This window comes from Streptomyces sp. DSM 40750, assembly GCF_024612035.1.
Taxonomy (GTDB): domain Bacteria; phylum Actinomycetota; class Actinomycetes; order Streptomycetales; family Streptomycetaceae; genus Streptomyces.
Map to the genome: position 1 here is coordinate 9,313,838 of NZ_CP102513.1, position 15,610 is coordinate 9,329,447.

The 15,610-nt window shown below is 70.7% G+C and carries 19 protein-coding genes and 1 pseudogene; 10 read left to right on the forward strand and 10 right to left on the reverse strand.

What is annotated here, in order from left to right:
- Nucleotides 1-13: 13 nt before the first annotated feature.
- The 6 genes from JIX55_RS40825 to JIX55_RS40850 all read right to left on the reverse strand — a co-directional run bounded on the left by JIX55_RS40825 (nt 14) and on the right by JIX55_RS40850 (nt 5,840).
- Entirely contained in the window at nt 14-2,119 is a 2,106-nt protein-coding gene (locus tag JIX55_RS40825; protein WP_257568237.1) for a catalase, read from the reverse strand.
- Complete coding sequence (locus JIX55_RS40830; RefSeq protein ID WP_257568238.1) at nt 2,116-2,661, reverse strand: type 1 glutamine amidotransferase domain-containing protein; 546 nt, start codon at nt 2,659-2,661, stop codon at nt 2,116-2,118. The genes JIX55_RS40825 and JIX55_RS40830 overlap by 4 nt, the downstream gene beginning before the upstream one ends.
- Before the next feature lie 6 nt (nt 2,662-2,667).
- On the reverse strand, nt 2,668-3,297 hold the full coding sequence (locus tag JIX55_RS40835) for a diguanylate cyclase (RefSeq protein ID WP_257568239.1): 630 nt from the start codon (nt 3,295-3,297) through the stop codon (nt 2,668-2,670).
- Nucleotides 3,294-4,790 (reverse strand): aminotransferase class I/II-fold pyridoxal phosphate-dependent enzyme, encoded by a 1,497-nt coding sequence (locus JIX55_RS40840; protein WP_257568240.1) that lies wholly within the window; start codon nt 4,788-4,790, stop codon nt 3,294-3,296. Before JIX55_RS40840 ends, JIX55_RS40835 begins: the two co-directional genes overlap by 4 nt.
- 72 nt (nt 4,791-4,862) lie before the next feature.
- Nucleotides 4,863-5,303, reverse strand: coding sequence for a CBS domain-containing protein (locus tag JIX55_RS40845; protein WP_257568241.1), 441 nt, complete (start codon nt 5,301-5,303; stop codon nt 4,863-4,865).
- A gap of 90 nt (nt 5,304-5,393) precedes the next feature.
- Nucleotides 5,394-5,840: a DUF2795 domain-containing protein gene (locus JIX55_RS40850; protein ID WP_257568242.1), complete on the reverse strand. Its 447-nt coding sequence runs from the start codon at nt 5,838-5,840 to the stop codon at nt 5,394-5,396.
- 214 nt (nt 5,841-6,054) lie between these two features.
- On the opposite strand from JIX55_RS40850, the gene JIX55_RS40855 reads away from it, so the two are divergent.
- The 3 genes and pseudogenes from JIX55_RS40855 to JIX55_RS40865 all read left to right on the forward strand — a co-directional run bounded on the left by JIX55_RS40855 (nt 6,055) and on the right by JIX55_RS40865 (nt 7,244).
- A complete protein-coding gene (locus JIX55_RS40855; protein ID WP_257537878.1) occupies nt 6,055-6,186 on the forward strand; it encodes a hypothetical protein in 132 nt (43 codons plus the stop codon).
- Between the two features lie 168 nt (nt 6,187-6,354).
- Nucleotides 6,355-6,504: pseudogene (locus tag JIX55_RS40860) on the forward strand (alcohol dehydrogenase); the annotation flags it as partial.
- Nucleotides 6,505-6,557: 53 nt separating this feature from the next.
- The gene (locus tag JIX55_RS40865) at nt 6,558-7,244 is read left to right on the forward strand and encodes a helix-turn-helix domain-containing protein (RefSeq protein ID WP_257568243.1); all 687 of its coding nucleotides are present in this window, start codon (nt 6,558-6,560) and stop codon (nt 7,242-7,244) included.
- A gap of 119 nt (nt 7,245-7,363) precedes the next feature.
- Here JIX55_RS40865 and JIX55_RS40870 read toward each other — a convergent pair whose 3' ends face one another.
- Nucleotides 7,364-8,041 carry a hypothetical protein gene (locus tag JIX55_RS40870; protein WP_257568244.1) on the reverse strand — a complete coding sequence of 226 codons (678 nt, stop codon included), beginning with the start codon at nt 8,039-8,041 and terminating at the stop codon, nt 7,364-7,366.
- A gap of 547 nt (nt 8,042-8,588) precedes the next feature.
- Here JIX55_RS40870 and JIX55_RS40875 point away from each other — a divergent pair.
- From JIX55_RS40875 to JIX55_RS40890, 4 genes are all read left to right on the forward strand, one after another.
- A complete protein-coding gene (locus JIX55_RS40875; RefSeq protein WP_257568245.1) occupies nt 8,589-8,810 on the forward strand; it encodes a hypothetical protein in 222 nt (73 codons plus the stop codon).
- 119 nt (nt 8,811-8,929) lie between these two features.
- Nucleotides 8,930-9,214, forward strand: coding sequence for a hypothetical protein (locus JIX55_RS51640; protein ID WP_443046775.1), 285 nt, complete (start codon nt 8,930-8,932; stop codon nt 9,212-9,214).
- On the forward strand, nt 9,211-9,987 hold the full coding sequence (locus JIX55_RS40885; protein ID WP_257568247.1) for an HAD family hydrolase: 777 nt from the start codon (nt 9,211-9,213) through the stop codon (nt 9,985-9,987). Before JIX55_RS51640 ends, JIX55_RS40885 begins: the two co-directional genes overlap by 4 nt.
- Nucleotides 9,984-12,365, forward strand: a complete 2,382-nt coding sequence (locus tag JIX55_RS40890; protein ID WP_257568249.1) for a glycoside hydrolase family 65 protein — start codon at nt 9,984-9,986, stop codon at nt 12,363-12,365. Before JIX55_RS40885 ends, JIX55_RS40890 begins: the two co-directional genes overlap by 4 nt.
- Nucleotides 12,366-12,380: 15 nt before the next feature.
- Here JIX55_RS40890 and JIX55_RS40895 read toward each other — a convergent pair whose 3' ends face one another.
- The 3 genes from JIX55_RS40895 to JIX55_RS40905 are packed head-to-tail and all read right to left on the reverse strand — an operon-like array spanning nt 12,381 to nt 13,520.
- Nucleotides 12,381-12,509, reverse strand: coding sequence for a hypothetical protein (locus tag JIX55_RS40895; protein ID WP_257568250.1), 129 nt, complete (start codon nt 12,507-12,509; stop codon nt 12,381-12,383).
- Between the two features lie 58 nt (nt 12,510-12,567).
- Entirely contained in the window at nt 12,568-12,942 is a 375-nt protein-coding gene (locus JIX55_RS40900; RefSeq protein WP_257568251.1) for a hypothetical protein, read from the reverse strand.
- Nucleotides 12,943-12,968: 26 nt separating this feature from the next.
- Nucleotides 12,969-13,520, reverse strand: a complete 552-nt coding sequence (locus JIX55_RS40905) for a hypothetical protein (protein WP_257568252.1) — start codon at nt 13,518-13,520, stop codon at nt 12,969-12,971.
- A 248-nt stretch (nt 13,521-13,768) separates the two neighbouring features.
- Between JIX55_RS40905 and JIX55_RS40910 the strand changes: the two genes are divergently transcribed.
- The 3 genes from JIX55_RS40910 to JIX55_RS40920 all read left to right on the forward strand — a co-directional run bounded on the left by JIX55_RS40910 (nt 13,769) and on the right by JIX55_RS40920 (nt 15,584).
- Nucleotides 13,769-14,758: an Acg family FMN-binding oxidoreductase gene (locus JIX55_RS40910; RefSeq protein WP_257568253.1), complete on the forward strand. Its 990-nt coding sequence runs from the start codon at nt 13,769-13,771 to the stop codon at nt 14,756-14,758.
- Between the two features lie 269 nt (nt 14,759-15,027).
- Nucleotides 15,028-15,291, forward strand: a complete 264-nt coding sequence (locus tag JIX55_RS40915) for an SHOCT domain-containing protein (protein ID WP_257569650.1) — start codon at nt 15,028-15,030, stop codon at nt 15,289-15,291.
- Nucleotides 15,292-15,341: 50 nt separating this feature from the next.
- Nucleotides 15,342-15,584 (forward strand): DUF2933 domain-containing protein, encoded by a 243-nt coding sequence (locus JIX55_RS40920; RefSeq protein WP_257568254.1) that lies wholly within the window; start codon nt 15,342-15,344, stop codon nt 15,582-15,584.
- Nucleotides 15,585-15,610: the final 26 nt, after the last annotated feature.

Genomic DNA, 15,610 nt, shown 5'->3' on the forward strand with positions numbered 1-15,610 from the left:
CCCGTCACCGTCGTCAGCAGCGGGTCGGTGGGCGGTCCCAGTGGCGATGTGCCGCGATCGCCCCCACGAACTCTCGGATGAAGTCCTCGCCGGCCGTGCCCTGGGCCGTGTCCGTCACGACTCCTCGGTCGGTCACCACGTGGTGGAACTCGGAGGAGAGTCGTACTCCCTCGGGTTGCAGGGCGGCGACGATGCCTACGCCCGAGCCGAGGGCACCCACCGGTTTGCCGTGGCGGTAGGCGTCGCGGACGAAGCGCATGGCGTCGGGGTCGGTCGACGGGGACGGGGTGGCGACGGGGCCGCCCGGGAGGAGGACCGCGTCGTAGAGGACGGAGGCCACGGTCGGCAGGGCGCGGTCCACGGTGTACTCCGCGCCGTCCGAGCCGCGTACGGTGCCGTCCTGGGCCGCGAGGGCCTCGACGATCGCGCCCTCGGCGGCCAGGGCCTCCCGCACGCCGGTCACCTGGTCGGCGTCCACGCCGTCGGCGACGAGTACGGCGATCTGGCGGGTGCGGATGGAGCCGGGGCCGCGCTGGGACTCCAGGCTGAGCGCGGGGGAGGTGAGCTTGTACGCCACCGGCTCGGCGTCCGTCGGGACCGGGACGCCGACGCCCTTCGCCACCTCGGCCGCCAACTCCGGGTCCACCTTCGCCAGTTGCTCGACCGTGCGGGCGCGGACGGTGAGGGCGCCGACCTTGCCGAGTTCGAAGCGGAAGGCGGCCACGATGTGCTGCTTCTCCCAGGGGGCCATGCTGTTCCAGAACATGGCGGGCTGGCTGTGGTGGTCCTTGAAACTCTCGCTGCGGCGGCGGATCTTGGCGCCGTCGACGCGCTCGGCGTAGTGGGTGTAGGCGTTGCCGTCGACGCCCGCGTGGGCCGGGCAGCCGCCGCCGAGGGAGTTCGGGAAGTAGTTCGTGCCGCCGTGGATCGCGGACTGGTGGTAGCCGTCGCGCTGGTTGGTGCGTACGGGTGCCACCGGGCGGTTCACCGGCAGTTGACTGAAGTTGGGGCCGCCGAGGCGGATCAACTGGGTGTCCAGATAGGAGAAGTTGCGGGCCTGGAGCAGCGGGTCGTTGGTGAAGTCGATGCCGGGGACCACGTTGGCGGTGTGGAAGGCGACCTGCTCCGTCTCCGCGAAGAAGTTCTCGGGGTTGCGGTCGAGCACCATGCGGCCGATCGGCCGTACCGGCACCTGCTCCTCAGGGATGATCTTCGTGGCGTCGAGCAGATCGAAGTCGAAGGCGAACTCGTCCTCTTCGGGGACGAGTTGGACGCCCAGCTCCCACTCCGGGTACTCGCCGGCCTCGATCGCGTTCCACAGGTCCCGGCGGTTGAAGTCCGGGTCCCGGCCCTGGCACTCCTGCGCCTCGTCCCACACCAGTGAGTGCGTGCCCAGCTTCGGCTTCCAGTGGAACTTGACGAAGGTGCCCCGCCCGTCGGCGGTCACGAAGCGGAAGGTGTGCACGCCGAAGCCCTGCATCATGCGGTAGCTGCGCGGGATCGCCCGGTCGGACATCAGCCACATGATCGCGTGCAGTGTCTCCGGTTGCAGGGACACGAAGTCCCAGAGCGTGTCATGTGCGGACGCGCCCGTCGGGATGTCGTTGTGCGGCTCCGGCTTCACCGCGTGCACGAAGTCGGGAAACTTGATGCCGTCCTGGATGAAGAAGACGGGAAAGTTGTTCCCGACGAGGTCGTAATTGCCTTCCGACGTATAGAACTTGGTGGCGAAGCCGCGTACGTCCCGCACGGTGTCCGCCGAGCCCTTGGGCCCCTGCACGGTCGAGAACCGCACGAAGACCGGGGTCCGGACCGACGGGTCCTGGAGGAACGCGGCGCGGGTGAACTCGGCGCAGGACTCGTACGGTTCGAAGTAGCCGTACGCGCCCGCGCCCCGTGCGTGCACCACCCGCTCGGGGATCCGCTCGTGGTCGAAGTGGGTGAGCTTCTCCCGGAAGTGGAAGTCCTCCATCAGCGTCGGCCCACGCTCGCCGACGGTCAGGGAGTCGTCGGTGTGGTCGACGGCCACACCCTGGTCGGTGGTGAGAGGACCCGACGCCGGGTCCGCCGGGTGGGCGGCCTCACGCTGTCGCTGTTTGCGGTCCATGGGGGAGCTCATCCGGCGGCCTCCTGGGCGAACACATCGAGGAACGCCTCGCAGAACGCCTTGAGGTCGTCCGGCTTGCGGCTGGTGATCAGCTTGTTCGGGCCGTGGTCGCAGATCTTGACCTGCTCGTCGACCCAGGTGCCGCCCGCGTTGCGGATGTCCGTGCGCAGGCTCGGCCACGAGGTCAGGACCCGGCCGCGGACCACGTCCGCCTCGACCAGCGTCCACGGGGCGTGACAGATCGCGGCGACCGGCCGGCCCCGCTCGAAGAACTCCCGGACGAAGGACACCGCCCGCTCGTCCATGCGCAGGAAGTCCGGATTGGCCACCCCGCCCGGCAGGACCAGCGCGTCGAACGACTCGGCCGGCACCTCGCCGACGACGTCGTCCACGGGGAACGTGTCCGCCTTGTCGAGATGGTTGAAGGCCTGGACATGGCCGGGCTTCGTCGACACCAGCACGGGCTCGTGGCCGGCGTTCGCCGCCGCCTGCCAGGGGTCGGTCAGCTCGATCTGCTCGACACCCTCGGGTGCGGTCAGAAACGCGATACGCATGGGTGCTCACTCTCCTTTCTCTGTCTTCTTCCGCCGCCTGCGTCCGGCCCGGACGCAGCGCAGCAGTTCCTCGCCGTACGGCAGCAGGACACAGGCGCCGATCGCGACGCCGATGCCCGCGAGATAGCCGGGCGACAGCGGCCTTCTGCGTGGTACGAGCCGCCAGGCGTCCGGATCCGAACGCCCGCCCCCCAGCAGGGACTTGACCTGGTCGTGGTGCAGACACATCAGGGCGGAGAGCGCCCCGAAGGGCAGCGATTCCAGGAAGCTGTGGATGTGCTGCTCGACGGGCCTGACCTCGCGGTCGCTCTCGACGGCGGTCCGCACGTCCCACAGCGCGGTCGCCTCGTGGGCCGCGGTCCCCGCCAACTGCACGGACAGCAGCAGGGGGTTGATCTCGTAGCGCAGGGTCAGCGCGATGGGGATGCCGACCTCCGCCATCATCAGCGAGTGGATCAGCGACTCCTTCGTACCCGCCGTGTCCTCGATGCGGGTCCGCCGGTGCATCACCCAGTCGGCGACCCCCGGCACGAACCACGAGGGCAGCAGGCCGTACAGCAGATACCGGGTGGTCGCCTCGCCGACGTCGACCGAGTGGGACGTCGCGCTGATCTCGGTGGCCTGGTCACGGTTCATCGGGCCACCACCCGCAGCGTGCGCAGCTCCGGGTCCGAGGGGTCCGGCACGTACATGCCGTGCTCCACACCGGACCTGAGGTACTCCATCACCGCCCGGTTGATCCGCTCGCCCGGGCAGAGGACCGGCACGCCGGGCGGATAGGGGCTCGCGGGTTCCGCGGCGACCCGGCCCACGGTGTCCTCCAGCGGCACCTGGTCCACCGGGCCGAAGAAGGCGTCCCGGGGGAGCATCACTCCCTCCAGCTCCAGCTCATCGGGTTCGGGCAACCGGACGGGCGGCGGTGGCGGCAGCGAGTCGCGCCGTTTCACGAGTTCCGTCAGGGCGTCGAGCAGGGCCACGCAGCTCTCCTCCGTGTCGGCGTGGGTGAGTTGGGCGACCACGCGCCGGTGGTCGCCGAGTCCGAGGTCGACCCGGTGGTGGTCGCGCAGCCACTCGACGGCCGCGTAGCCGCTCGTACCGAGTCCAAAGACGTCGATGACGACCATCAGCGGGTCGTACGCGAACGCCCGCCCGGAACCGGCGAGTTCGGCCTCGCCGAGCGGGGCGAGCCCGGGGATCGCGGCCACCTCCTCGCGCACCCGGCCCGCCCATGTCAGTGCGCGGTCGAGGAGTTGACGGCCGCGTTCCACCATCTGCCGCCGCCAGCCGTCCAGCGCCGCCCACATCAGGACCGAGGGGCTGGTGGTGTTGAGCAGATCGCCGCGGAGCCTGAGCACGGCCGGATCGACCAGGTCGCCGCGCAGATGGAACACCGAGCCCTGCTCCAGGCCCGCGCCCATCTTGTGCACCGACGTCACACACAGGTCGGCGCCCGCGTCCATCGCCCAGCTCGGCAGGGCCTCGTGGAACGGCAGATGGGCGCCCCACGCCTCGTCGACGATCAGCGGCCGGCCGCGCGCGTGGCACACCTCGGCGATCCGGGCGATGTCCGCGCAGGTGCCGTACGCCGTGGGCGTGACGAGTAGCATGCCCTTCGCGTCGGGCGCCCGCTCGAAGGCCTCGGCGACCTCCTCCGGGCCCGGCGGATGCGACAGATGGTGCCCGGCGTCCCAGCGCGGACGCACCCACACCGGTTCGATGCCCGCCAGGATCACCCCCGCGATCACCGACTTGTGGGCGTTCCGCGCGACGAGCAGCTGCTCGCCCGGCCCGGCGACCGCCAGCATCGACGCCTTCACCGACAGGGAACTGCCGCAGGTCGAGAAGTACGCCCGGTCCGCGTCCACCGCGTCCGCCATCAGCTCCTCGGCCCGCTCCAGGACCCGGCCCGACATCCGCCGGTCGTCCAGGCCGTTCAGGGCGAGCACGTCCGACGCGAACACATCGGGGCCGAGCGTCAGGGCGACCCGCGCGTCGACGCCCGTGCCGCCCTTGTGGCCGGGCGGCGAGAACGGGCGGCGGCCGGAGCGCCGGTAGTGCTCCAGGGCCTCCAGGACGGGGGTACGGGAGTGGTCGGGCTGCTGTTCCGTGGTCTCCGTGTCGTCGTTCATGGTCTCCGTGTGGTCGCTGTTCGCGCGTCGGGCCGGGGCGGTGCGGTGCCCGGTCCGGCCCGGTCCGGCGCGTCAGGTCGGGGCCGTGCCCGGCCAGGCGTCCGGCTCGGCCCGGCTGATGTCGGCGAGCGCCGACCCCGGGTCCTGCGTGACGGCCAGGTCACCGAGGCTGACCATGCCCACCGGGCGCCCGTCCTCCATGACGGGGAGTCGGCGTATCGCGTGGTCGCGCATCAGCGCGACGGCGGCGGACACCGCGTCGTCCGGGCCGATCACGACCGGATTCGGGGTGCAGACGGCCTGGGCGCTCACCGTCAGCGGGTCGGCGCCGTCGGCGACGGCGCGCAGCGTGATGTCGCGGTCGGTGAGGACCCCGATCACGTGCCCCTCCGTGGTGACGAGGACGTCGCCGATGTCCTGGGCGCGCATCAGCTGCGCCGCTTCGACGAGCGAGGCGTCCGGACCGACCGCCACCACACCCGGCGTCATGACTTCCCTCACGAACTCGGCCATGGCTCTCCGGCCCTTTCGTCGCTCCGCCCCGGCTGCGGGGGCACGCCCACGTCGGCGTGACGATGCCCGCAGTACCCGCGAGCAGGGTGCCTATGTGTCCCGGCCGTGTGCGGATTCCGTGCCCTCGGCCGGGGGCCGCCCGGCACCGCCCTCGGCCTCGTCCTGGGCGTGGACGACCGCCTCCGCGAGCCGGTGCACCGAGTCGTAGCGCGCCTTCCGGGGCAGCCGCTCCAGGGGCTCCACGAGCCCGTCCGGGGCGTGCCGGCCCCGCAGTACGCGGATCAGCTCGGCCGGGCCCGCCGGGAACGACGTACGGCCCAGGACCCGGGCCAGCTCCAGTCGCAGCGCCTCCACCCGGGCGGGCGCACGGCTCGGCGTCACCGGCCCGTACGTCACCTCGGGGTCGTCCTCGGCGTACGGCTCCGGGTCGTGCCATTCCTCCGTTCGCGTGGGATGCCCCGAACGGAGCAACCCCTGCAGTTCCTGCTTCATCTCGTCGTCGCGGTGCACGTTCAGCCGGTCGCTGCCTCGCTGCATGACTCCCCTCCAGATCGTTCGTGGCCCCCCGCGTACCCGAAGACCCGGCGTCGACACGGCTGCCGTGCGGGGTTCCGTCGGCCCTTCCGGCCGGTTCCGCGTTCCGTCGGCCCTCCGGCCGATTCCGCTTGCCGCCCTGGTTTGCCCGTCCGCGCCGGGGAGACCCGGCGAGACACCCCCCCCACCGCACATCCCCTGGGGAAGGACAGGACTCATGGCGGCTGTCGCTGTGATCATTCCGCTGCTGATGCTCGGCGTCGTCCTGGCGCTGGGACGCTACGAGGAGATGGTGCTGCCACCCGTCGAGGAGACCGACCGGCCGGAACGGGCCGTGCCGATCCGCTGAACGGGTGACGACAGAGGCCGCGCCCGGTGTCCAGCCCCACCGGGCGCGATCCCCGTCCGCTTCCCGCCTGCGCGGCGCCTGCTTCCTGTCCGTCGGACGACAGCAGACAGGTCACCACCGGCAGTCGCTTGACCGCACGCTCACGACCCCTGTCGTCATCAGTTCGCCTCCACCCCGACCCCGCCGCGCATGAGGGCAGGCCGCCTGCCCGCCTCGTCGATGGTCACCCGCAGCTTCCCGCTGGACCGGATGGAGGAGGCGTACGACGTCTTCGCCCGGGCCGCCCGGACCGGCGCGCTCAAGGTCGTCCTCGGCGGGCGGTCGCGACGTCCTGACGGTCAGGGCGTCCTGACAGGAGGAAGTGATCGGCGATGCCGGAACACACACCACCGAACGCGGCGTCCGCGGCAGCGGGCGGCACACGGGGCGACGTGGGGCGCCGCATCGCCCAACGCCGCGAGGAACTCGGCCTCACGCGGGAGGAAACCGCCGAGCGGGCGGGTACGGTCCCCAGCTACCTTCAGTACCTGGAGGAACAGTCCACCGCCACGCCCGGCACCGGCGTCCTCATCCGGCTCGCCGACGCACTGGAGACCACGGTGGACGCCCTGCGCGGAGGTGGCGCCGACCTGCCACCGGGCGTCGGCCGGGCCGCCGGCCACCCACAGCTGGTGGAACTGAGCACCGAGGAGTGCCGCGCACGGCTGTCGACGCACGGCGTGGGAAGAATCGCCGTATCCACCCCTGTCGGCCCGGTCGTCGTCCCGGTGAACTACAGCGTCGTCGACGATGCGGTCGTCTTCCGGACCGCACCCGACGCGACGCCCGCGGCAGCCGCAGGAACCCAGGTCGCCTTCGAGGTCGACCACATCGACGAGGCACTCAGTCGAGGCTGGAGCGTGCTCGTGCGCGGCCGCGCACGTGAGGTGAGCGACCCCGACGCCGTACGCCGGCTGGAGGAGCGGGCGTACAGCGGTCCATGGGCCGGTGGCGCGCGTGACATGTGGCTGTGCATCGACCCCGCCGAGATCACCGGGCGATCGATCTCGGTGCGCTGATGCCGCGCGCGGTGCCGGCGACGCGGCCGGGAACGGCCGGTACGTCGTGGACGGAGCCCGGGCGCGCCCCCGCCGCCCCGGCGGAACACTCAGGCGCGCCTTTGGTCATGCCCTCGCGGTCATGCCCTCGCGCTGAGACGCATCCGTAGATTGCGAAACTGGCGGGTCTGCATCACCAGGTGAGCCGGTTCCCAGAACAGCACGTCCATGGGCCTGGTCAGCAGACGTGGCCGGCTGCGGGATCGGGTGCGGACCACGAGGCGGGTCCTGCCACCGGCGGCCGGGTCGAGGTGGAATCCCCAGATCGAATCCACGTACGCGCCCGGCTCGCTACCCGCCAACGGGTCGAAGGGGTGGCCGAAGGGCAGTGTCAGGGCTGAGCGCAGCACCAGAGTCCTCTGCGGATCGAGAACCGCCACAGTGAACCAAGCTTCACCGCACGGCACCGCATCCAAGCGCTGTCCCACTTCCGGGCTCTGCCAGGCCCTGACAATGCGTTCGGCGCTGGGGTGTCCGCCATTGTCCAACCGGTCCCAGCTGTACCAGCCTCCGCGGTTGCACCCCATTTGCACCAGCCACGGCCAAACCTCTGCCGGCGGCGCCGGCAGCGTCGTGGCCATGGTCGACGAGCCATCCGCGTTCGGCACCAGCTCGTCGCCCGGATAGGCGCGCGCCACCTCATCGCTCGACGCCCCCCAGGTCAGCAACCGAGGCCGGATGAAGGTAGTGAGGGCCGCCAGCGATGTCGCGGCCACCAGGCCCAGGGTTCGCCCTGGTGCGAAGCCGTCTCTGCGCATGCGCAGAGCATCGCTCCAGCGACGCCGTCACGCCATCGGACACACGAGAGTGCCTACCTCATCCATGTCCGCGTCCCCATGGAAACGCGCTGTCGGCCGAGAGGGGCCGCGAGGGCTCACGTCATGACGGTTTCCTCTCCCTGGCTTTCCGCCCCGACTCGCCGTGCCAGGACTGCGCCGGCGATCTGCACTGACCACCACGCCGTGCAGTTCGACATCACCGTCGTCGCCGACGCGAACGCCTGCCCCGACAGGAGTCGGGCGACGGTGCCGTGTACGACGTCGTGCACGCAGTGGCAGTAGCGCCGGCCGACCGAGCGCGGTGCCAAGGAAGCGTGCGGACCCGTTCGTGCTGCGCGGTGATCAGCGCCGCGGTGATCTCGGGAACGGGCAGGCGGCGGCGCGGGCGTAGCGGCCCGCCTCTGTCCGGCTACAAGGGCCGACTGGCACGGGATTCCGCACCCTTCGGCTCAAGTGCCCCGCCTCAAAAGGGAGTTGGATGAGAGCGAAGGAACTTTCATGCGTTTCCCGACAGGAGGCGAGAGCAGTGCGTACGACTCTCACGCCGGAGTTCTATCAGCTGTTCGCCGTGCTGCTCATCGCGGCCATGGCCGTGACCTTCGTCGTGGCCGCGGTGGCCGACGCGGTTCTCGTGCGGCTGCTGCGTCGTCTTCCCGCTCGTCGGCAGCCGGACCCCGGAACCGTGCCGAACGGCCCCGACAAGGGCCGAACCGCCCCTTTTGCCGACCGGACGCCGGTGCGACGGTGAACGTGGTCCCCCCCGGCCGAAGCGGGATGTCCTCTGCCCGGTGGCGATCGTGCCGCAACCGGTGTGACCGTGGAGAACGCCCCCGTGTACACCTCATCTCTACTCCTCAGGAGTTGTCCATGACTGTCCGAGAGGGCATCAACGGATTCGGCCGCATCGGCCGCGACCACCTGCGCGGGGCACTGGAGCGGGTCAAGAAGGCGGGCGCCCGCGAGGTGCCGATCTCGGCCCCATGCAAGGGAGCCGACGTGACCGTGGTCATGGGCGTCAACGAGGATGCCTACGACTCGGCCCTGACTCAAGCGCACGGCGACCTGGTGAAGGCCCTCGGTCGGTACGACAACGAGTGGGGCTCCAGCAACCGGCTGCCCGACCTCACCGGCTACGTGGCGGAACGGCTGTGAACCCCCCGCCCGCCCTTTCCGGGAAGTCCCTGGGCGTGATCGCACCCGCGCTGAGGGACGTCCGGGCCGTCGTCCTCGACACCGATGGAGTGATCATCGACTCGGCGAAGGTGCACGCGGCCGCGTGGAAGACAGCCTTCGACGCCTTCCTGCGTGACCATCCGCCCGAAGACCCCGACCAGCGGCGCCCGTTTGACACGGGGGACGACTACCTGCGCTACGTGGACGGCAAGTCCCGCCTCGACGGCGCCGCCGCCTTCCTCGCCTCACGCGGCCTCGACCTGCCCGCCGAGACGGTACGGGACGTCGCCGCCGACAAGGAGCGGCTGTTCACCGAGCGGCTGCGCGAGGAGGGCATCGACGCCTACCCGGGGACGGTACGGCTGCTGCGCGCCCTGCGCCGGGACGCGATGCCCCTCGCCGCGGCCTCCGCGTCCCGCCACGCCCGTGAACTTCTCACCCGGGCCGGCGTGCTCGGCCTCTTCGACGCGCTGGTCGACGGCGGCGAGGCGGCCCGGCTCGGCCTGCCCGGCAAACCGCGGCCCGACCTCTTCCTGGAAGCGGCCCGCCGGCTCGGCGTCCCCGCGGACCGCACCGCCGTCGTCGAGGACGCCCTGGCAGGAGTGGAGGCGGGCCGTCGGGGCGGCTTCGCTCTGGTCATCGGCGTGGATCGCACTGCCGGTCCGGACACCCCGGACGGGCTCCTGCGGCACGGTGCCCACATCGTCGTTCGCGACCTGGGAGAACTGATCGCGGGAGGAGCACCGACGTGACGGGATGGACCTGGGAGTACGAGGGCTACAACCCCGCGGACGAGAGGCTCAGGGAGTCCCTGTGCACGCTGGGCAACGGCTACTTCGCCACCCGCGGAGCGATCCCCGAGGGCGCGGCCGACGACGTGCACTATCCGGGCACGTACGCTGCGGGCTGCTACAACCGGCTCACCTCCGACGTGGCCGGACGCCCGGTCGAGAACGAGGACATGGTCAACCTGCCCAACTGGCTGCCCCTCCGCTTCCGCCTGCGCGGCGACGGGGGCCCGGGACCGTGGCTCACCCCGGACACCGCGACGGTCCTCGAGCACCGCCAGACCCTGCACCTGTCCACCGGCATGCTGGAGCGCCGGACGCGGTACTCCGACGACGAGGGCCGCACCCTGGCCGTGCGCCAACTGCGCATCGTGCACATGGCCGACCCTCATCTGGCGGCCCTGCGCACCGAGTTCACGGCGGAGAACTTCTCCGGGGAACTCGACGTCGAGGTGGCCCTCGACGGTACCGTCACCAACGCCGGGGTGCCGCGCTACTGGGACCTGGACGGCCGCCACCTGACGCACGTGCATACCGACACCGCCGCCCCGGACACGGTGTGGCTGCGCTGCCGTACCCGTACGTCGGACATCCGCGTCGGCATGGCGGCCCGCCTCACCGCCGACGAACCGGTAGCGACCCATCACGCGGCCCTGCGCGCCATCCAGTACACGCGCCTCCACCTGGCTCCCGGCCGCACCACCACCGTCGACAAGACCGTCTCCCTGCACACCTCGCGCGACCCGGCGATCAGCGACCCGCTGCGCGCGGCGATCGACCGGGTGATCGGGGCGCCCGCCTTCGACGACCTGCTGGAGTCGCACATCACGGCATGGGACCAGCTCTGGCGCCGGGCGGAACTGGACGTGCCCGGCGAGGCGGGCAGCATCCTGCGGCTGCACCTCTTCCACGTTTTGCAGACCCTCTCGCCGCACACCGCCGACCTCGACGTGGGCGTACCGGCGCGAGGGCTGCACGGCGAGGCGTACCGGGGCCATGTCTTCTGGGACGAGCTGTTCGTGCTGCCGTATCTCAACCTGCACTTCCCCGAGGTGTCCCGCGCCCTGCTCCACTACCGCCACCGACGTCTCGGACAGGCCCGTTCCGCAGCCCGCGCCGCCGGCCGGACAGGCGCGCTCTATCCCTGGCAGAGCGGCAGCGACGGCCGCGAGGAGACACAGCGGCTGCACCTCAACCCACGCTCCGGGCGCTGGCTGCCCGACCATTCACGCCTGCAGCACCACGTCGGCTCGGCCGTCGCCTACAACGTGTGGCAGTACTGCGAGGCGAGCGGAGACACCGAGTTCCTGTACACCAAGGGCGCCGAGATGCTCTTGCAGATCGCTCGCTTCTGGGCGGACTCGGCGACGTACGACGAGAGCCTCGGGCGGTACCGCATCCGGGGAGTGGTCGGACCGGACGAGTATCACGACGCCTACCTCGGTGCTCAAACTCCGGGCCTCGACGACAACGCGTACACGAACGTCACGGCCGCCTGGGTGCTGACCCGCACGCTCGAAGTGCTGCAGACCCTTCCCGGACCACGCCGGCGGGAACTCGTCGAGCGGACGGCTCTGGACGGCGGTGAACTCGAATTGTGGGAGGACGTGTCCCGCACGCTCCATGTGCCGTTCCACGCCGACGTGATCAGCCAGTTCGAGGGCTACGGCGATCTGGAGGAACTCGACTGGGACAGCTATCGCGAGCGGTACGGCGACATCCGGCGCCTGGACCGGATCCTGGAGGCGGAGGGCGACACCGTCAACCGCTACCAGGCGTCCAAGCAGGCCGACGTGCTCATGCTCGGCTACCTCTTCTCGCCCGCCGAACTCCAGGGCCTCTTCAGCAGGCTGGGCCATCACCTCGACGAGACCACCTGGCGGCGCACCGTCGACTACTACCTGCACCGCACCAGCCACGGTTCCACCCTCAGCGGCCTGGTCCACGGCTGGGTGCTGGCCCGGGCCCGGCGCGCCGAGGCGTGGACGTTCTGCCAGGAGGCACTCAAGGGCGACATCGCCGATCTCCAGGGCGGGACCACGGGCGAGGGGATCCACCTGGGCGCCATGGCGGGCACCCTCGACCTTGTCCAGCGTGGACTCACCGGGCTCGAGACACGTCAAGGAGCTCTGTGGCTGGACCCTGTGCCGCTGCCGGAGCTGTCCTCCTACGGGTTCGCCCTTCGCTACCAGGGACACTGGGGAGTGCGGCTGTGCATGGAGCGGGAGAGCCTGGAGATCGCGGTGCCCTCGTCCGACCTGTCACCCATCGACGTCCGGCTGCCCGACCGTGCGGTCTCCGTGCAGCCGGGGGAGACGTGCCAACTGGTCCTGGCCGACTAGGCCCGGCTTCGCAGGTCACCGGTTCACGTCTGTGGCCAGGGCGCCGCCGGGGCCGCCGCCCATGGCCGGCATGCCACCGCCCTGAGCCATGCGGGACATGCGGACATGTGGGAGTGGCTCGGGAGTACGGGCTCTCTCGGTCATCTCGGCACCATGAGAGCACGCATCTCGGCACCATGAGAGCACGGCCGACATGCGCGCCTCAGGCGAAGAGCTGGAAGAATTCCGGGAACGTGCCAAGTACCCCCAGGGCGATGAGCACCGAGCTGATGACGAGGGCACGCACGGTCTCGTACGGCTTGTTGCGCAGCGTCATGTGCAGTACCGCCCACGCCAGCAGCCAGACCACCACAGCCAGTGTGGTCTTGCCGGAGAGCGGGCCGACCGAGTCGCTCCACTCCAGAGCGTCGTGCACACTCGTGTCGGCCTCGGCAAGGGTGGTCAGCAGACCGAGCGCGGCGGCGCCGATGCCCGCGGCGATGATCGCCGCCGAGATCGGTCCCTCCACCTTTTCGCTGAGGGGGAATTCGTCCTGCCCTCTCCCCGCGGAGGGGGTCTCTCCGATACTGGGTTCCATTCTTCGGCCTCCCTTCGTGCCTGTTGTTACTGGACCGGCGCGACCTTGGTGATGAACGCGCCGAGTGCCCCGGCGATCGCGGCGAAGACGAAGGCGAGGACGAAAAGAGCGATGGTGGTGTGCCGGACCCGGTTGTGCCGGATCAGGCCCGGCCCGTAGTACCAGACGATGAAGACGACGGCGGTCGCCAGGATCGGGCTGAGCCAGGCGATGTGCTCCTTCCACTCCATGCCGAACTCGTGCCAGTCCGCTGTGTCGGGGTCGGCGAGCAACTCCGACCTGGGGCTGCTCGGGATCTTCTCCCGGTACCACGGGTAGACGACCCAGGTCCCGGTGATCACCGTCGCCCACGCCGCCACCGCCATCGCGGTGACGCCGAGCCTGACTCGCCGCATCCGCTTCACCACGCCTTCGCGTGTCATCAGCGCGGGTTTGAGGCTGTACAGCTCGGCGAGCCCGCCGGCGAAGGCGAGGAGGAACGCGGCGCCGAGTCCCATGCCGTGGATGACAGTCCACCACTCGCGGTCGGTGAAGCTCAGGGCAAGCGTCTGCTCACTGCCCGGGACCAGTGTTGCCATGGGCCTGCCTTCCGGAGACGACCGTGCTTCGATGAAGCGGGAATAAGGGGCTAATGGGGCAAAGTGACTGTATCGGTGGTGGTGCGCACCCCCGGTCGGACTCCGCTCTCCCGCGTGTCACCACCGGAGCGGGACGTACCGCTGCCGGCGGGCTGAGCGGCGGCAGCCCCGTGCCGGGGCTACCGTGAGAAGCAGACCGCCGACGCAGTCGGTGCAGGAGGTCGGTCTGGTCCACCAGGAGGGTGGCCGTGACGGCAGAAGCGCTCGATGAGAACACCGTGACGGGGTTCGTCCGAGACGCCACCGCAGCGCCGTCCATGCACAACGCGCAGCCGTGGAAGTTCCGCTTCGTCCGCGACACCAGCACCGTCCATGTGCGCTCCGACCTCGAACGCACCATGCCGCGTGCTGACCCCACCACCCGTGCACTCCACCTGGGCTGTGCCGCAGCCCTGTTCAATCTGCGCGTCGCCGCGGCTCATGCGGGCTGGGACCCGGACACCGAACTGCTCCCCGACGCTGGGGACCCGCAACTGCTCGCAACGGTGCGGCTGACCACCCCCGCATCTCCCGAGAACGACCTCGCCCCGCTGTACCCGGCGATCCACCGGCGCCACACCAGTCGTCACCCGTTCACGGACGAGGAGATACCTCAAGCCATCAAGGACGCCCTGAGCGCTGCCGCCCTCCTGGAGGGGGCCCGGCTGACCTTCCCTGACGCATGGCATGTGCAGACGCTGCTGGACCTGGTCTACGACGCGGAGGGGCGCGACGCCCTGGACCCCGTCGCCTTCGAGGAACTCAGGCACTGGACCCGTGTCGGCGCGGATGCCACGAAGACGGCGAGCGAGGGGATCCCGGACTACGCCTTCGGCCCACGCAAGCGCGGCGGCAAGGCCCCGGTGCGCGACTTCGCCGGCAGGCGCCCCGTGCCCGGCCGCGACGCTGCCACGTTCGAGAACGCCCCCCAGCTCGCCCTCCTGGGTACCGCCGATGACCGGCCAGGGGACTGGCTGCGCGCGGGCCAGGCCCTGGAGCATGTCCTGCTCCAGGCCACCCTGGACGGGCTCTCCACCTCCCTCACCTCCCACGCCCTCGAATGGCCGGAGCTTCGCTGGGCCGTCCGCGACCCGCAGTCGGTCGTGGGATTCGTACACATCGTGCTCAGGCTCGGCTACGGACCCTCGGGCCCCGAAACGCCGCGCCGCCCCGTGCACGAGGTACTCGACATCGAGTGAGGCGGAGCCACGGGGTCGGGTCACACTCGCTGACCACTTGGGCAGCACGCCACGAATGAGCTTGCCCCCTTCGAGCTTGCTCCTTCAAGCCTCCGCTCGACTGCCACTGCCTGGTGGGGGCCGAACGTCCCACTCGGTCGGGACCATCCGGCCCCAGCGCGTCGCTCTCCGGGAGAGGCACGATGCGTATGAGGACACAGGCTCCTTCAGGGCGCCGGACCTCCGGGCCCGCACCCGATCGCCGAACGATCAGAAGCAGGTGAATGGCGATGTTCTGGTATGGCCACGACGTCAACGGATGGGGCTGGTTCGCGATGTCCGCCGGCATGATCCTCTTCTGGGTGCTGATCATCGCAGTGGGCGTCCTGCTCTTCCGCGCCGTGAACCGGCCTCACGAGCACACCCACACCCCCGCCGCACCACAGACCCCCGAGCAGGTCCTCGGGGAGCGGTTCGCCCGCGGGAAGATCGACGAAGAGGAGTACCGGAGCCGCCTGAACGCACTGCACGCCGGCCCTCTCACCAAAACCTGAAAGCCGGCCGCACCGGCTGCGGCCTCCGTCCTTCCCCGAGGAGGCTCGTGATGAGCCAGCGCAACTACGGCATGTACGCGCTCGCTGCCGCGATCGTCGTCGTCGGAGCCCTGATGGTCGGCGCCTCGCTGGAGACCCTCGTCTGGCTCGCTCTCGTGGCCGCCTGCCCGCTGATGATGTTCTTCATGATGCGCGGCATGCACGGCCAGGACAGGCACGGCGGTCACAGCCGCGACGACGACCCGCTGCACAAGCACGACCGGCACCCGCACCCCGGAGCCGGCCGGCGCTGACCGGCCGGCGACGTGGAGCGCGTCCG